Below are 15,901 nucleotides of genomic sequence, written 5' to 3'. Positions count from 1 at the left end.
ATACCGCCGAACGCGGCCCTCGTCCGCGTTCACCCCATCCTCGCAAAACCCCACACCAAGCCCCACCAGGAGATGAATGACCGGCTGCCCTAGTAGCATCTGGCCCGATGAAAGTCATCTTTACGCGCGATTTCCTCGCCCTGATCCTGAGTGTGGCCGTGGTCGGACTCGGCAGCGGCGCCACCCTTCCGCTCACCGCCCTCGCGCTGACGCAGGCCGGCTATGGCACCGACGTGGTCGGTCTGCTGCTCGCCGCGGCGCTCGCGTTTCTGACAGCCGCGTGGTGGGAAAGGCGGCGGGCGCCGCTGCGCGCGATCGGATGACGCTCCGGCACTGATTTTTGGCGCTTCCGACTGCACCTTTGGTGCTAATTTTGGTGCCACTTTGCACGGCGCTTCGCCAGGACAGCCTATGTCGCATGGCGCGGTGGCCGGCATCGGGGAGAACGCCATGCAAACTCTGCCCAATCCGCGTCGTTTTTTCCTGCTGAGCGTGCTGATTGTTTGCGCGTCGATCTTCATGAGTTGCGGGGGCGGCGGTGGCGGCGGGACTTCAGGTGCGGCCAGCGCCGGTGGCAGCGGCACCGGTAGCGCAACCGGTGGAACGGGAAGCACGGGCGGCACAGGCACTTCGGGCACAGGCACGTCGTCAGGCGGCGGCACAGCAATGTCATCAGCCAGCGATGTCGCGACCTACCACAACGACATCGCGCGCACCGGCCAGAATCTCAACGAAACGATCCTCACTCCCGCGAACGTCAAGGCGGCTACGTTCGGCAAGGTCGGCTTCTTTACGGTGGACGGCAAGGTGGATGGCGAGCCGCTATTCGCTGGAGCGCTGGCGATTGCCGGCGGCACGCATAACGTGCTGTACGTCGTGACCGAGCACGACAGCGTATTTGCATTCGACGCCGATACCGGCGCGCAACTGTGGAAAGTCTCGGCGCTCCTCGCCGGCGAAACGCCGAGTGACGATCTCGGGTGCGCGCGGCTCACCCCGGAGGTCGGCATCACGTCGACGCCGGTAATCGACCGCTCACGCGGGGCGCACGGCACGATCTACGTAGTCGCGATGTCGAAAGACGCGGCCGGTGCCTACCACCAGCGCGTGCACGCGCTCGACCTCGCGACCGGCGCCGAACTGCTGAATGGCCCGATCGAAGTCACGGCGTCGTATCCGGGTAGCGGTGCCAACAGCTCGAACGGCCACGTCATATTCGCACCGTCGTCTTACGCGGATCGAGCGGCGTTGCTGTTGCTCAACGGCGTCATTTACACGACGTGGACCTCGCATTGCGACGCCGGTGCGTACACCGGCTGGATCATCGGCTACAGCGCCGATACCTTGCAGCAGACCTCCGTGCTCGACGTCACGCCGAATGGTTCCGGTGGCGCGATCTGGATGAGCGCCGCCGGGCCCGCATCGGACGGCTCGTCGATTTATCTGCTCGACGGGAACGGCACGTTCGACACCACGCTCAACGCCAGCGGCTTTCCCGCTCAAGGCAACTTCGGCAATGCGTACCTGAAACTCGGCACGTCCAGCGGGTTGTCGGTCGCCGATTATTTCGCGATGTCGAACGTCGTTCAGGAGTCGAACGCCGACGAGGATCTCGGCTCGGGTGGCGCGCTCGTGCTGCCCGATCTCACGGATGCGAGCGGCGCGGTTCACCATCTCACGCTGGGCACGGGTAAGGACGACATTATTTACGTCCTGAATCGCGACTCGATGGGGAAATTCAATGCGGCCGGCGACAACATCTACCAGGAAATTCCATCGCAGTTGAGCGGCGGCGAATTCGGCATGCCGGCCTATTTCAACAGCACGGTTTACTTTGGCTCCGTCAGCGATCATTTGAAGGCGTTCACGATCACCAATGCGCGGTTATCGGCGACGCCCACGAGCCAGACCGTGATGAGTTTTGCTTATCCTGGGACGACGCCCAGCATTTCGGCCAATGGTTCCGCCAACGGGATTGTGTGGGCGGCTGAGAACGGCAACGTGGCGGCGTTGCACGCGTTCGATCCCGGCAATCTCGCCACCGAGTTGTACAACAGCAATCAGATGGGTACGCGCGATCAGTTCGGCGTGGGGAACAAGTTCATCACGCCGATGATTGCCAATGGGAAGGTTTATGTCGGTACGACGAATGGGGTTGCCGTGTTTGGATTGCTGGCGAAGTGAGCGACGGCGTACAAACCATGGCGCTACCGAAGCGCCGGCAAAATCTCCCCAACGCACGTGCCAAACCCAACTCGATAGCCATCCCCCTGGCACCACCCGGCGAGGATCAGCTCATCACCATCTTCGATAAACGCACGTGTGCCGCCATGCTCCAGCGCCAACGGCTTCTTCGCATTCCAGGTCAGCTCCAGCAGGCTGCCGAATGAATCTTCGGCCGGACCGCTAATCGTCCCCGAACCCATCAGATCGCCGACGCGCGTGTTGCATCCCGACACGGTGTGATGCGCGAGTTGCTGCGCCATCGTCCAGTACATGTACTTGAAGTTGGTCCGCGCGATCGTGCTCGCCTGCTTCGCTTGTTGTGGCCGCAGCTTCACTTCCAGCGAGATGTCGAAAGCATGCTCGCCGTCGTGACGCAGGTAGGCCAAAGGCTGCGGTTCCTGCACCGGCTGCGCGACGCGGAACGGCTCGAGCGCGTCGAGCGTGACGATCCACGGCGAGATGGTGGTCGCGAAGGTCTTCGCGTTGAACGGTCCGAGCGGCACGTATTCCCACTGCTGGATATCGCGTGCGCTCCAGTCGTTCAGCAGCACCATGCCGAAGATGTGCGCTTCGGCATCGGCGCATGCGATCGGCTCGCCCAAGGCATTGCCGCGACCGATCACGAAACCCGTCTCCAGTTCGATATCCAGCTTGCGGCACGCGCCGAATACCGGACGCTCCTGATCGGGCAGCTTCAGTTGACCGTTGGGACGGCGTACGGGCGTGCCGCTCACCACCACCGACGAAGCGCGCCCGTTATAGCCGATCGGCATCTCCGACCAGTTCGGCAGCAGCGCATTCTTCGGATCTCGGAACATCGAGCCGACGTTGGTCGCGTGCTCCTTCGACGAATAAAAGTCGGTATAGCCGGGAATCTGCACCGGCAAATGCAGTTGCGCGTCGGCCTGGCGCACCAGCACCTTCGAGCGCAAGGCGGCATCGTCGCGCAAGGTCGCCGTGTCGCGCGCCAGCAGGCTGCTCAACTGAATGCGCACGCTGCGCCATGCATCGCGGCCGAGCGAGATGAAATCGTTGAGCGTGTCGCGGGCGAAAACGCCCTCCTTCGACACGTTCAGCACACCAGCCGCCTCGAGCGCCGCCAGATCGACAATCGCGTCGCCGATCGCCACGCCCACGCGGCGCGTCGCATTGTTCCTGTCGCTGAAAATACCGAACGGCAGATTCTGAATCGAAAAATCGTTCGTCGATTCGTTGGCCGATTCGATCCAGCTCTTGCGCGACGGATCGAGCGTCGCCTGAAGATCGCTCAATGCGTTCATCGTTGCTCCGGGTTGAAATGTTTCTTGAGACCTTGCCAGCATTCGTAGTAATCCGCCTGCAATTGCGCGGTTTCGAGCGCGAAACGGGTCGGCTTGATCAGCGTGCGGGTTTCGAACATGAAGGCCATCGTGTCGCCGACTTTGTTCGGCGTCGACGTGTCGCCATGCGAAGCTTTCTCGAAGGTGTCCGCATCCGGGCCGTGACCCGACATGCAGTTGTGCAGACTCGCGCCGCCCGGCACGAACCCTTCGGCCTTCGCGTCGTACACGCCGTGCACGAGGCCCATGAATTCGCTCGCGACGTTGCGATGGAACCAGGGCGGGCGGAAGGTATCTTCGGCAGCGAGCCAGCGCGGCGGGAAGATCACGAAGTCGATCGTATCGACGCCCGGCGTATCGCTTTGCGCTTGCAGCACGAGGAAGATCGACGGATCCGGATGGTCGAAGCTGATCGAGCCGATCGTGTTGAAGCGGCGCAGATCGTATTTGTACGGCGCGTAATTGCCGTGCCACGCCACCACGTCGAGCGGCGAATGGCCGATGTCCGCGCGCCACAGATTGCCGTTCATCTTCGCGACGAGTTCGAAGGCGCCTTCGCGGTCTTCGTAGGCGGCCTGCGGCGTGAGGAAGTCGCGCGGATTGGCGAGGCCATTCGAGCCGATTGGGCCAAGATCCGGCAGACGCAGCAGCGCGCCGAAGTTCTCGCAGATGTAGCCGCGCGCCGCGCCGTCCGGCAAGCTCACCGCAAAGCGCACGCCGCGCGGAATCACTGCGATCTCGAACGGCTCGACATCGAGTCGGCCGAGTTCGGTCGCGATATGCAGGCGCCCCTCCTGCGGCACGATCAGCAACTCGCCGTCCGCGTTGTAGAAGAAGCGGTCCTTCATCGAGCGGTTCGCCGCGTACAGATGGATCGCGCAACCGTTCATCGCTTCCGCTGAACCGTTGCCCGCCATCGTCACCCAGCCGTCGATGAAATCGGCCGGCTTGGCGGGCGTCGGCAACGCGTCCCAGCGCAACTGGTTCGGCGGCGTCGGCGGCACCTCGGCAAAGTTGGCGACGAGCCGCTCCGACGGCAGCGGTGTGAACGGCTTATGCACCGCGGCCGGACGAATCCGGTACAGCCACGACCGGCGGTTATGGCCGCGCGGCGCGGTGAACGCGGTGCCCGACAATTGTTCGGCATACAGACCATAGGCCGCGCGCTGCGGCGAGTTACGGCCTTCGGGCAGCGCGCCCGGCAGTGCCTCGGTCGCGAATTCGTTCGCGAAACCCGACTGATAGCCCGGCTCGATTTCGAGCCGCGAACTGGCGGTGTTCGGCGTGCGTGTTGGGGTTGTTGGGGTTGTCGGGGTATTCATGCAAGGTTCTCCGTTGATACTTGAGCTGTCGACATGGGCTGTCGTCATGAGCTGCCGACGCCAGTTGTCTACGTCAGGCGGTCTGCGGCGCCGCTGGGCCGCGTTGCCGCGTCGCGCCGGCCAGCGCGATCACCAGCAGCGCGGAGCACAGCACCGGCACGGCAGCCGCGTGAAAGAGCGATGCGTTCGACCAGTTCATCGCGATCAGTTGCCCGCCGACCAGCGGTCCGATCACCGAGCCGATCCGGCCGATACCGAGACTCCAGCCGATGCCGGTCGAGCGCAGCGTGGTCGGATAGAAATGGCCGGCCAGCGCGTTGACAGCCGGCTGTCCGCCAACTACGCAGAAGCCGCCCGCGAACACCACGATCAGCAGCCACGGCAGCGCGTGCGCGACCGTGCCGATGGTGCCGACCGCCAGCGCCGCGCCCGCGAAGCACACGAACAGCACGCGCACGAAACCAAAGCGTTCGATGAACCAGCCGAGCAGCAGCGTACCGACCACGCCGCCCGTCTGCAGCACCGTCCCGACGATCACCGCGGTGCCCGGCGAGTAGCCGGCATCGCGCATCACGGTCGGCAACCAGTTGGACAGGAAATACAGATCGATCAGGTTCATGAAGCTGATCGCCCACAGAATCAGCGTGACCGGGCCGCGGCCGGCGCGGAACAGTTCGGCGACCGGCGCGCCGTCGTTGCGCTTCTCACGCACTACGACGCGTGTGTTTGCATCGATCGACAGCGTCGGATCGAACTTCTCGATCCAGCGCAACGCGCGTTCGCTGCGGCCTCTGAGCACCAAAAACTGCAGCGACTCCGGCAACCCGGCGAGCATGGCGAATGCGAGCAGCAAGGGCACTGCGCCGCCGACCCAGAACACCGCCCGCCAGCCGTAGGCCGGAATCAGCGCGGCGCTGATGAAGCCGCCGAGCGCCGCGCCCAGCGTGAAGCCGCACGACACCAGCATCATGCGTTTGACGCGATGCGCGGGCGTCGAGAATTCGCCGACCAGCGCCATCGCGTTCGGCATGATGCAGCCGAGCCCGAGGCCGGTGATGAAGCGCAACGCGATCAGTGCGGGGATCGTCTCGACGAACGGCGTGGCGAGCATCGACAACGCGAAAAAGAGCGTCGCGCCGATCAGCACCGGACGGCGGCCGATCCGGTCGGCCAGCACCGACAAACCCAACGCGCCCAGCAGCATGCCGAACAGGCTCGCGCTGAATACCGGCCCGAGCGCAGCCTTCGACACATGCCATTCTCCGATCACGCTCGGCGCGACGTAGCCCATTGCCTGCGCGTCGAAGCCGTCGATCACGAGGCACAGCCCGCATAACGCAAGCAGCATCAATTGAAAGGCCGGGTGATGTGTTTCGCCGAGCACGCGCTCGACTTCGATCACGTTGGCGGCGGCCGGGGCCGGTTTGGCGCTCATTGGGTTGTCCCCTCATCCTGACTGGATTGATTTAGCAGCGGCGTATCCGTGGCGGGCAGAGGTGCGTCCTGAATACGTGCTGGACAGCAAACGCACTCGCCCATCGCAGTCGCGCTGCAATTTACGTATAGTAAAACCAATTACGAATAGTGAAATTAACGTATACCCTGAATGGTCTGTCCGGAAGCCGGAACGGCCCATGGCACAAGCGTTCGGCCGATAACGTTATGAGCATTTTGTTCATGTGCGCGTGGTGCGGACTGCTACCATCAGGAGTGCGGCAATCGAGTCGCGCTGCCGAGCGCCGAGTGCGCACCTATTGCCATCCATTCGTCCTTCATGATTCCGCCGACCATCCCCGATCTCATTGCCCGCGCCTCCGGTCACCCGTTTCTCGGCGAACATCTGGCGATGGGAACAGGCGTGCACAGCGAATACGCGATGGCCGAATTCGACGGCATCCAACTCGGCAGCGCGTATGAGCCGATCTTCGATATCAGCGTGCATTCGTTGGCGCAGTCGCTTTCGTCGGGTCCCGAGTGCGTGGACCAATTCGGCGATGAACTGGGCTTTCAGGCGGTCACGCAGCGTCTCGACGGCGAGCCGTTCGACCTCTTCGATCCATTCGACCGGATTGCCGACGATCAGGAGCTGGTCGCGCTGGACCGCATGTCACGCGCGCTGCACGCCATCAATTTCTTCGGCACGCAGCGGCACGGACTGCTGTTTCTGCGCGTGCATGAGCGCTTGCTGAAGAGCGTGAAGTACGACCACGGACGGCATTTTTCGAGCGTGCTGGTGTCGTTCGGACTGAACCCGTCACGCGTGGTGATCGAGTTGCCGGCAGCCGCGGTCGCGCACAAGACATTCCTAGGCTATCTGACCAGGAGCTATCAGCGCTACGGTTTCAAGGTGGCGGGCAATCTGTCGAATGCTGGGCAGATTCTGTCGGTGTCCGATACGGCACGGCTCGACTTCATCAAGATGGATGCGGCTGTCGCACTGCGCGAATCGATGGTCAAACCGCTCGTGGGTTACGCGAGCCGGCTACGGATTCCGCTGATCTTCAATCGCGTCGTGGACGGCCCGCAGTTCGACGCGCTCCAGCAATACGACGTGCGCTTCGTGCAAGGGCCGTTGTTCAACGCGCATTATCACGATCGGGCGGCTTGAGGCGCTCGAGCATTTTTATGTTGCCGCTGCGTTTCTCGCTTGAGTTTTAGTTCTGGCCGATCAGCGCCTCACCTGCCACGTCAACCCGTATCGCCCAGGCGCCGCGCCAGTGATTTCAAGCGCGGCGCCACGCTTTCCCGAAACACGTCCTCTCCCATCGACGACGCCGGCCCGCTGCAGCTGAGCACCAGCCAGCGCCCTTCGCGCGGCTCGCGAAACGGCACCGCCACCGCGTTCACATCGTCATGCCAGGCGCGAAACGAATAGCAGCAGCGTTCCTGCGCAAAGGCTTCGATTTCGACTTGCGCGTCGGCCACCAAGGCCGGGCCCTCGTTGCCCGCAGCCTTTTTCAGTTCGGCCAGCAAGGCCACGCGCAAGTCGGGCGGCTGCACCGCGAGATAAGCGCGTCCCATCGAACTCGTCAGCATCGACAGTTTCGAGCCGGAGGCGAGCCCGAGCGTCAGCGCGGTTTCACTGCGGATCGTCTCGAGGTAAATCATATCGAGGCCGTCGCGGCAACCGAGCGACACCGCCGCCCCCACTTCGCGTGCGAACGTGCGCATATGGGGGCGCGCGAGTTCGAGCGTGTCGGTTCCCGACAGCAGCGCAAAACCGAGCGACAGCACGCCGGCATCGAGCGCATATTTGCCGAGTGATTCGTCGAGCCGCAGATAGCCGAGCACCGTCAGCGTGTAGGCGAGACGGTTGACGGTCGCCTTCGGCAAGCCGGTTCGCTCGACGAAATCGCGGTTGCCGAGCATCGTTTCGCCCGGCTTGAACGCACGCAGCAGATCCAGCCCGCGTGCCAGGGCCACGACGAATTTGCGCTCGTCGAGCGGTTCGGAGAGAGTGGATGTGGGCGTCATGTGATGATACACTCGGTCGTAGTTTGCAAAACATTGTTTCGCATAGCGGAACTTAAGTCAAGTTCGTCAAGGCAAACTCAAGTCACAGGAATCAGGAGATACGTCATGGCCGAGGCCGCGCAGTTTCACTGGGAAGACCCGTTGCTGCTGGATCAGCAGCTCACTGAAGACGAACGCATGGTGCGCGACGCCGCCGCCGCGTACTCGCAAGACAAGCTTGCCCCGCGTGTGCTCGAAGCGTTCCGTCATGAGAAGACCGACATCGAGATCTTCCGCGAGATGGGCGAACTCGGCCTGCTCGGCCCGACAATTCCGGAGCAATACGGCGGCCCCGGTCTGAACTATGTGGCGTATGGCCTGATCGCGCGCGAGGTGGAGCGCGTCGATTCCGGGTACCGGTCGATGATGTCGGTGCAATCGTCGCTGGTGATGGTGCCGATCTACGAATTTGGCTCGGACGCGCAAAAGCAGAAGTACCTGCCGAAGCTCGCCACCGGCGAGTGGATCGGCTGCTTCGGCCTGACTGAACCGGACCACGGCTCCGATCCGGGCAGCATGGTCACGCGGGCGAAGAAGGTCGACGGCGGCTACTCGCTGTCGGGCTCGAAAATGTGGATCACCAATTCGCCGATCGCCGACGTCTTCGTCGTGTGGGCGAAGCTCGAAGAAAACGGCAAGGACTCGATTCGCGGCTTCATTCTCGAGAAGGGTTGGAAGGGGCTGTCGGCGCCGACCATTCATAGCAAGGTGGGCCTGCGCGCTTCGATCACCGGAGAGATCGTGCTCGACGAAGTGTTCGTGCCGGAAGAAAACCGCTTCCCGGAAGTCAGCGGCTTGCGCGGTCCGTTCACGTGCCTGAATTCGGCGCGCTACGGCATCGCCTGGGGTGCGCTTGGCGCGGCTGAATCGTGCTGGCACACGGCGCGTCAGTACGTGCTGGATCGCAAACAGTTCGGCCGGCCGCTCGCCGCGAATCAACTGATCCAGAAAAAACTCGCCGACATGCAAACCGAAATTACGCTCGGCCTGCAAGGCGTGCTGCGCCTCGGCCGGATGAAGGACGAAGGCACCGCGGCTGTCGAAATCACCTCGATCATGAAGCGCAACTCATGCGGCAAGGCACTCGACATCGCACGGCTCGCACGCGACATGCTCGGCGGCAACGGCATCTCGGACGAGTTCGGCATCGCGCGGCATCTGGTGAATCTGGAAGTGGTGAACACGTACGAAGGCACGCACGATATTCACGCGCTGATTCTCGGGCGCGCGCAAACCGGGATCCAGGCATTTTTCTGATGAGGCGTCGCTAGTTGGCGTCGCGCGATAAAAAGCGGGTTCTTTCGAACCGGCCTCAGACTGCTGACCAACCCCACGTTTTTCGGAGCGTGGGGTTTTGTTTTTCAGGCGTGGAGAATCGCCCAGTGGGGCGAAGCGCGGAGGACCAGGAAGGCCAGTCTTCGTTGCAGCGCCGCGGCTTTATGCCGCGGCCTCCTGTGCAGCTTATTTTTCGTTGCTTGCTTCGCGGCTTATTTGTCAGGTTGCGGCGTCAGACGCAGATACGGACGCAGCGCCTTGTAGCCCTTCGGAAATTTCTGCTTGATCACTTCCTCATCCTTCAACGACGGCACGATCACCACGTCATCGCCCTGCTTCCAGTTGCCGGGCGTGGCAACCGAATAGTTGTCGGTGAGCTGCAGCGAGTCGATCACCCGCAGCACTTCGTCGAAGTTACGGCCGGTGCTGGCCGGGTACGTGATGATCAGCCGCACCTTCCTCTTCGGATCGATCACGAACAGCGAGCGCACCGTGAGCGTTTCGTTGGCGTTCGGATGAATCATGTCGTAGAGCTCGGCGACCTTGCGATCGCCGTCGGCGAGAATCGGGAATCCGACGCTCGCGGCCTGCGTCTCGTTGATGTCCTTGATCCATTCCTTGTGCGACTCGGCGCTGTCGACCGACAACGCGATCGTCTTCACATTGCGCTTTTCGAACTCGCCCGCCAGCTTGGCCGTCAACCCCAGTTCGGTCGTGCAGACCGGCGTGAAGTCAGCCGGGTGCGAAAACAGCACGCCCCAACTATCGCCCAGCCATTCGTGGAACCTGATGCGGCCGATACTCGCCTCCTGTTCGAAATCCGGTGCGATGTCGCCAAGACGTAGACTCATATTGCAGCTCCTTGTTGTATTTGGACATGTCGCGCGAGTGTTCGCCCGCAGCGCCCCCGCAAAAATACAGGATACGGGAGCGGCCGTACACGACGAACCAAGAATGCGTCACTTCGTTAGGCGTTTTTGTAATTTTCGCCGCTTTGGTGGAAACTTTGCGGGACAGATCAACTCCATCTCAGGCAAACTTTACTGCACGGTGTACTCGATCACGGAATTTTCTGGCTTTATCCCAACCGGGAACGGTTCGTGCGTTTGTTTGGACGAAGCGGGCACTGTGCTCGCCAGCGGCCGTTTCTTTAGTTACGATTCACGCGTGGCGTAACACGAAGGGGAGCTGTCAATGTCGGAAGTCAACAAGGAGAGATTGATGTCGGATATCAAAACCGTCCTCGCGGACGCTGAAGATCTGCTGAAACAGGCCGCGAGCGCCACCGGCGAACGTGCTTCGGAACTGCGCGAAACGGCGCTAACGCGTTTGAAGCAGGCACGGGAGAAGGCGGCTGACGTGCAGGTCGTGGTGGTCGAAAAAGGCAAGAAGGCCGCCCGCGCCACCGACGACTATGTGCACGAACATCCGTGGGCGTCCATCGGCATCGCAGCGGGCGCCGGCGTGCTGCTGGGACTTCTGATCAACCGCAAGTAAAAGCGGCCCCGTTGCCGGGCGCACGACGTCCGGCACACCAGCAAATCGAGTTGACCGGCGCATGCCCGGCCGGTCCGCTTTTCCTGGCGCGCTCGCTCCCGCGCCGGTTAGGCCTTCACGCGCAACGCCCACAGCCATGACGATCGATACACAATCGCAGCGCGGAGAACACAGTCCGATGCGCCGCATCATCGGTTCCGTATTTGCCATTCTGCAAACGCGGCTTGAACTGGTCGGCATCGAACTCGCCGAAGAAAAAGACCGACTGCTCGGCGTGCTGTTCCTCGGCCTCGCAGCCATGATGCTCGCTACGATGGCCTTGGTCGCCTTGACGGCGCTGATCGCTATCGCGTTCTGGGACACGTACCGATGGCAGGCGCTCGCCAGCATCACGGCGGTTTATGCGATTGCCGGACTAGCCTGTGCGCTGAAGGCGCGCAGCAGTTTGCGCAATGCGCCGATGGTCTTCGAAGCCACCCTTGCCGAGTTCGAGAAAGACCGGGATATCTTCCGCAAACAGTGACACGGCTACGCATAAGCGGTGATTGAAGCGCCCTGCGCCTTCCGCATCTGCCGCCAGCGTTTAGCAGCGCCGTTTTACTGCCCCCCCCACTACTGCCGCCGACCCGCCATGAGCCAAAGCCATTCCGATACCGCTTTCCGCAACAAGCGCCTCCAGGCGAGAGATTTGAGCGCGCCGCATCTGCGCGCGTTGCGCAAGGAACTGCTGATGGTGCGCGCGGACGTGGAGCGGGTGGAACTCGCTCAGGCAACCGTCGAGCTGCGGCAAGTCGTGACGCACTTCAGCTGGCTCAAATTCATCGTGCCGGGCTTCGGCGGCATGCGGGTGGGCAGCGGATCGAAAGCAGGCATCCTGAACGCGGCGAGCATCGGCGCGCTACTCAAACAGTACCCGCTCATCAGTTCGATCGCCTCGATCTTGCTGGCCAAGCCGCTGCGCGCGACCGTCCTGGCCAGCGCGAAACCCGTGATCAAGTGGGGCGGCCTTGCGCTTGCCGGCTGGGAAGCGTACCGGATCTGGCAGCAGATAAAGAACGACTCCAATGCGTCCGCCGGTGACAAAGCAGGACCTGCCGATGGCGGCTCCTGAACCGGGCGGCTACGACGTTCTTGGGATAGCTGGCTGATTGGGGTGTGCGGCTTGGCGTCGAGTCTGGGTTGCCTTCGAGTCTGGCTTGCTTTCGAGCCGGCGGCGCTGAAGAACGCCGGCTCGTTTCGCCTCCCAGCGAGCACCCTTCGGCTCGCTCTTCTAACTCGTATTCCAGCATTCGGCGCGGGCCATTACCGCACCGCTTGCGCCACTTCTATTGCTTCGCAGACCCGTTGCATCGAGCGTAAAGATGCCGCAAGCGTCGTCCCGCATCGGGCCGGCCTCGGTGGGTGCAGCTTCCACAGAGTACCCGCCGTTTGCGTCGTCAGCCGGCAGCACTCGCAGCCGATAGATCGGCGTGCCGAATCGCGGCGCCTGATCCAGGCCGGGCGGCAACGTCGCAGCACTCCCGCTTACCGTTCTTTCGACGAACTGGGCTGCCTGATAAAGCGCCGATGCTGCATCAATTCTGTGCGTCCGCGCAACGTGGCTCCGGTACGACGGCACCGCAAACGCGACCAGCGTCGCGGCTATCGCCAATGCGATCATGAGTTCGAGCAGCGTGAATGCGAATGCGTACGGCTTCGTCATGAACCTCCCTTCAGAATGGCCGCGCGACAACGCGCCGCCAATGCCGCTCGATCCGCGCGCCGTCAATCACGAGTTCCATCTGCAGCCACACCTGAGACTCTCTCGCCCGGCCGAAACCACGCGCGGTCAGTAAATACGCGCGGGCATCGGCACGAGTGCCCAGCCGCCACGCTTCGATCAGACACTGCGGCGCCCGCAGCGAGCCGGGCCATTGTGCGATGGGCGTGACAGCGCCCGTTTCGAAGGCGGCTTCGAGCTTCCATTGGGTCGGCTCGCCGATTGCGACCGGCGCAGCGGCCACCGGCTCGACGGCTGCTGCTGCGACGACACTGCGGACGCACAAAGTCAGCGCCGAATCCGCGGCGTGAAATGCCTGCAAATAGTCGCGTACGTTGGTCGTGCCGCGCGCTGCCGCAAGCGATGTCTCGAACCAGGCAGCGGAGGTAGCCAACAGCATCGCGGAAATCAGCAGGACAATCGGCAAAACCGCGCCGCCGCTGCGGAGTCGGGAGATGTGGTCGGTACGGCTCCTCACAGCGAATCCGCCGCCTGATTGCGGATCGCGACTCGTCGCCAGAACGCCTGCCGCGGCCGCGTATCGGCGCCGACGATGCTCGCGCCGTCGCAATCGACGTAGCGCACGCGCCGCCCTTGCGGCGCGCCTCGTACGAGTACGCAGAGATCGACGGCAACGACCTTCGACCATTGATCGGCGCTCAGCGCGGAGGCGTCAATCGCGCTCAGCGCACCGGCCAGCCAGTACTTGAGCCGCACGCGCTCGACGCCTTCGACCAGCGGCTGCGCAGAGCCGACCTTGCCGCTTCCTTCGCAGTACAACTCCGGCTCACCCGTCGAGCCGCTGATTCTGGCGAAATAGCGATTGACGATCGACACGCCCTGGCCACCAAACGCCGCGCTATTGCTGGTCACGGCTTGCCCCAGGCAATCGGTGGATTGACTGGTCGCCGACGGCCACGTCGACACGTTGTCGCCGACATAGCGAACCGCGACGCCGTCGGAATGACTCGCCAGCGCCTCGCAGGCGAGACTGTCGTCCGCGCCGATCGGACGGCCACCCGAACACCCGAACAGCGGTGGCGGACTGTTGAACCTCACGACGTCCGCAGGCACGAAACCGGCCATCTGAAGCTGCTGGCCGATCAGCGTGAGTGCGCTCAGGCCGGCTTCGCGGACCCGCAGCGCATCGCCCGCACGCTCGAATGCGGTCCGCTGCGTGGTATACAGCGACACCGTGCCGGCGGTCACCACCAGTCCCAGCGCGATTGCAATCACAAGCTCGACCAGCGTATGGCCGCGCGCAACAAGCAAACGCCGCGTCATTTCGCGAACGCCAGTGCAACGCACGAGGAGCCTGCGGGAATGTCCACGCCGCCACAGGACTCAGGCTTGTCGATTACGTCACCGGAGCGCGGCATGTCGCGCAGCGCCGCCCACGTCACGCGCGCCAAGGACACGCCGCCGTTTTCACCCACAGAGGCTTCGCCGTGTGGCAACAGGGACGCCGCGCGCGCACTCCATCGCCTGAGCGCGGATTCGCCCGCAGACGGCACGCACATCGCTTCGGCGACGGAATCGGCTATCCACGCGGCGTGCTCGCGCATTGCCATCGCGCGCGCTTCACGCGCGGTCCACAATTGACCGGCGATCAATCCGAGCGCCGTCACCGCCATCAGCGCCACGGCGAGCATGACTTCGATCAGCGAGCTGCCGCCACGCTTCGATGCGCAGCGGCGCGGCGTCACGTTGAATGAATGCCGGTTCATGACGTCGCTCCGCATGCGCCCTCCACGATCCGCGCACGGCCACCCGCCGCAATACGAATGCAGCGCCGCCACTTGTCGCCCTGCGTCGCTTTCGATAGAACGCGCGGCGCGATGTCGAAGCTGCGAAATGTGCCGATCAACTGCCCGGCCGGTGGCGTGAAGGTGAGATTCGTCTGCGTCCCGGTGATGCTGACCGCCGCAAGCTGCGGGTGCGCGCGCAGCAGCGAAAGCGCGCCGCCGCGCTCAGCCAGCACCGCCCAGCCGCATGACCAGTCGGTAACGCCTTCGCCGCACGCTTGCCCCGCGGCAAGACAACGCCGCGCAGCGTCGATCCGGCACACGGTAACGCGCGTACCGCGCCGCAATGCTTCACTGCGCGCATAGGCAAGCGTTGAAGCGAGCGCTTTGGCGCGCGCATCGACCTGATCCCGCAGATGCCACGCTACAAAGGACGGTGTCGCCATCACCGCGATCACCGCCAGCAGCGTGACGACAACCAGCGTTTCGATAAGCGTCAAGCCGCGACGCCGCCACAAACAGACTGCATCCCATTTCATCTGCATCCCTGATCGTTTCAAAGAATGCAGTCAATCTAGCGGGTCGGAAACGCGCCAACAATCGGCCGAATGGCCAGGTGGCGCTCAGACACGCTCCCACGCAAAAATGCATGCGCGACGAACCATAACGGGGAATGGAGATGCCTATGCGCGAACAGACGCGACTAAAAACGGACACTCAACCGGAAACTCGACCGCGAGTCCGGGCGCGACATCATCAATCAGCGCTTGCGGGGAGGCTTGGGCGGGGAGGAGGCGCGGCGAAATTCTTCGATTACGTCTTCGAATTCGGAAACGTCTTCAAAGCGCCGGTATACGGAGGCAAAACGCACATAGGCAATCGTGTCGAGCGCGCGCAACTCGTTCATCACGAGTTCGCCGAGGCGCTCGCTGCGCACCTCGCGCTCGCCGCTGCCGAGCAATTGATACTCGATGCGGGCGACTGCCGCATCGATCTCGTCCGCCGCCACCGGGCGCTTGCGCAGCGCCAGTTGCATGCTCGCGACAATCTTGCGGCGGTCGAATTCCGTGCGGCTGCCATCCTTCTTGACGACCGACGGCAACGCCAGCTCGACCCGCTCATACGTCGTAAAACGTTTGTCGCAGGCCGGGCAGCGGCGGCGCCGGCGAATCGTCGCGCCGTCTTCGGATACGCGGGAATCCACAACCTGCGTATCGGCATGCCGGCAGAAGGGGCAGTGCATGG

17 protein-coding genes and 1 pseudogene are annotated in these 15,901 nt (G+C 63.2%); 7 read left to right on the top strand and 11 right to left on the bottom strand.

Going from position 1 to position 15,901, the window contains the following annotated elements:
- Nucleotides 1-107: 107 nt before the first annotated feature.
- Both DLM46_RS22260 and DLM46_RS22255 read left to right on the top strand, forming a co-directional pair.
- A pseudogene (locus DLM46_RS22260) lies at nucleotides 108-257 on the top strand (MFS transporter); the annotation flags it as partial.
- A 193-nt stretch (nucleotides 258-450) separates the two neighbouring features.
- Nucleotides 451-2,184 (top strand): PQQ-binding-like beta-propeller repeat protein, encoded by a 1,734-nt coding sequence (locus DLM46_RS22255; RefSeq protein WP_115103959.1) that lies wholly within the window; start codon nucleotides 451-453, stop codon nucleotides 2,182-2,184.
- A gap of 23 nt (nucleotides 2,185-2,207) precedes the next feature.
- On the opposite strand, the gene fahA is transcribed toward DLM46_RS22255, so the two are convergent.
- From fahA to DLM46_RS22240, 3 genes are all read right to left on the bottom strand, one after another.
- A complete protein-coding gene (gene fahA, locus DLM46_RS22250; RefSeq protein WP_165848041.1) occupies nucleotides 2,208-3,506 on the bottom strand; it encodes a fumarylacetoacetase in 1,299 nt (432 codons plus the stop codon).
- Nucleotides 3,503-4,867 carry a homogentisate 1,2-dioxygenase gene (gene hmgA, locus DLM46_RS22245; RefSeq protein WP_244306325.1) on the bottom strand — a complete coding sequence of 455 codons (1,365 nt, stop codon included), beginning with the start codon at nucleotides 4,865-4,867 and terminating at the stop codon, nucleotides 3,503-3,505. The genes fahA and hmgA overlap by 4 nt, the downstream gene beginning before the upstream one ends.
- A gap of 73 nt (nucleotides 4,868-4,940) precedes the next feature.
- The gene (locus DLM46_RS22240; protein ID WP_115103867.1) at nucleotides 4,941-6,302 is read right to left on the bottom strand and encodes an MFS transporter; all 1,362 of its coding nucleotides are present in this window, start codon (nucleotides 6,300-6,302) and stop codon (nucleotides 4,941-4,943) included.
- A 339-nt stretch (nucleotides 6,303-6,641) separates the two neighbouring features.
- Here DLM46_RS22240 and DLM46_RS22235 point away from each other — a divergent pair, with 339 nt between their 5' ends.
- Nucleotides 6,642-7,475: an EAL domain-containing protein gene (locus tag DLM46_RS22235; RefSeq protein WP_115103864.1), complete on the top strand. Its 834-nt coding sequence runs from the start codon at nucleotides 6,642-6,644 to the stop codon at nucleotides 7,473-7,475.
- 80 nt (nucleotides 7,476-7,555) lie between these two features.
- On the opposite strand, the gene DLM46_RS22230 is transcribed toward DLM46_RS22235, so the two are convergent.
- Entirely contained in the window at nucleotides 7,556-8,341 is a 786-nt protein-coding gene (locus DLM46_RS22230) for an IclR family transcriptional regulator (protein ID WP_115103861.1), read from the bottom strand.
- A 105-nt stretch (nucleotides 8,342-8,446) separates the two neighbouring features.
- On the opposite strand from DLM46_RS22230, the gene DLM46_RS22225 reads away from it, so the two are divergent.
- The gene (locus tag DLM46_RS22225; RefSeq protein ID WP_115103859.1) at nucleotides 8,447-9,637 is read left to right on the top strand and encodes an acyl-CoA dehydrogenase; all 1,191 of its coding nucleotides are present in this window, start codon (nucleotides 8,447-8,449) and stop codon (nucleotides 9,635-9,637) included.
- Between the two features lie 230 nt (nucleotides 9,638-9,867).
- Here the strand turns inward: DLM46_RS22225 and DLM46_RS22220 are convergent, their stop codons facing one another.
- Complete coding sequence (locus DLM46_RS22220) at nucleotides 9,868-10,506, bottom strand: peroxiredoxin (RefSeq protein WP_115103856.1); 639 nt, start codon at nucleotides 10,504-10,506, stop codon at nucleotides 9,868-9,870.
- Between the two features lie 343 nt (nucleotides 10,507-10,849).
- Between DLM46_RS22220 and DLM46_RS22215 the strand changes: the two genes are divergently transcribed.
- The 3 genes from DLM46_RS22215 (at nucleotide 10,850) to DLM46_RS22205 (ending at nucleotide 12,263) form a co-directional block, all read left to right on the top strand.
- On the top strand, nucleotides 10,850-11,152 hold the full coding sequence (locus DLM46_RS22215) for an ElaB/YgaM/YqjD family protein (RefSeq protein ID WP_091796641.1): 303 nt from the start codon (nucleotides 10,850-10,852) through the stop codon (nucleotides 11,150-11,152).
- A 136-nt stretch (nucleotides 11,153-11,288) separates the two neighbouring features.
- Complete coding sequence (locus DLM46_RS22210) at nucleotides 11,289-11,675, top strand: phage holin family protein (protein WP_115103854.1); 387 nt, start codon at nucleotides 11,289-11,291, stop codon at nucleotides 11,673-11,675.
- Between the two features lie 108 nt (nucleotides 11,676-11,783).
- The gene (locus tag DLM46_RS22205) at nucleotides 11,784-12,263 is read left to right on the top strand and encodes a DUF3318 domain-containing protein (RefSeq protein ID WP_115103852.1); all 480 of its coding nucleotides are present in this window, start codon (nucleotides 11,784-11,786) and stop codon (nucleotides 12,261-12,263) included.
- Between the two features lie 159 nt (nucleotides 12,264-12,422).
- On the opposite strand, the gene DLM46_RS22200 is transcribed toward DLM46_RS22205, so the two are convergent.
- The 6 genes from DLM46_RS22200 to nrdR all read right to left on the bottom strand — a co-directional run bounded on the left by DLM46_RS22200 (nucleotide 12,423) and on the right by nrdR (nucleotide 15,899).
- Nucleotides 12,423-12,854, bottom strand: a complete 432-nt coding sequence (locus DLM46_RS22200) for a type IV pilin protein (protein WP_115103850.1) — start codon at nucleotides 12,852-12,854, stop codon at nucleotides 12,423-12,425.
- Between the two features lie 10 nt (nucleotides 12,855-12,864).
- The gene (locus DLM46_RS22195) at nucleotides 12,865-13,311 is read right to left on the bottom strand and encodes a pilus assembly PilX family protein (RefSeq protein ID WP_115103953.1); all 447 of its coding nucleotides are present in this window, start codon (nucleotides 13,309-13,311) and stop codon (nucleotides 12,865-12,867) included.
- Between the two features lie 74 nt (nucleotides 13,312-13,385).
- A complete protein-coding gene (locus DLM46_RS22190) occupies nucleotides 13,386-14,195 on the bottom strand; it encodes a PilW family protein (protein WP_115103847.1) in 810 nt (269 codons plus the stop codon).
- Nucleotides 14,192-14,638, bottom strand: a complete 447-nt coding sequence (locus DLM46_RS22185) for a type IV pilus modification PilV family protein (RefSeq protein ID WP_115103950.1) — start codon at nucleotides 14,636-14,638, stop codon at nucleotides 14,192-14,194. Before DLM46_RS22185 ends, DLM46_RS22190 begins: the two co-directional genes overlap by 4 nt.
- Nucleotides 14,635-15,201, bottom strand: a complete 567-nt coding sequence (locus DLM46_RS22180; protein WP_425274009.1) for a GspH/FimT family pseudopilin — start codon at nucleotides 15,199-15,201, stop codon at nucleotides 14,635-14,637. The genes DLM46_RS22185 and DLM46_RS22180 overlap by 4 nt, the downstream gene beginning before the upstream one ends.
- A 215-nt stretch (nucleotides 15,202-15,416) precedes the next feature.
- A complete protein-coding gene (gene nrdR, locus DLM46_RS22175; protein WP_115103844.1) occupies nucleotides 15,417-15,899 on the bottom strand; it encodes a transcriptional regulator NrdR in 483 nt (160 codons plus the stop codon).
- Nucleotides 15,900-15,901: the final 2 nt, after the last annotated feature.

It is taken from the genome of Paraburkholderia lacunae (assembly GCF_003353175.1).
Taxonomy (GTDB): Bacteria; Pseudomonadota; Gammaproteobacteria; order Burkholderiales; family Burkholderiaceae; genus Paraburkholderia; species Paraburkholderia lacunae.
Note: the sequence above shows the minus strand (reverse complement) of the source record. Positions and strands in the feature narration are given on the sequence as shown.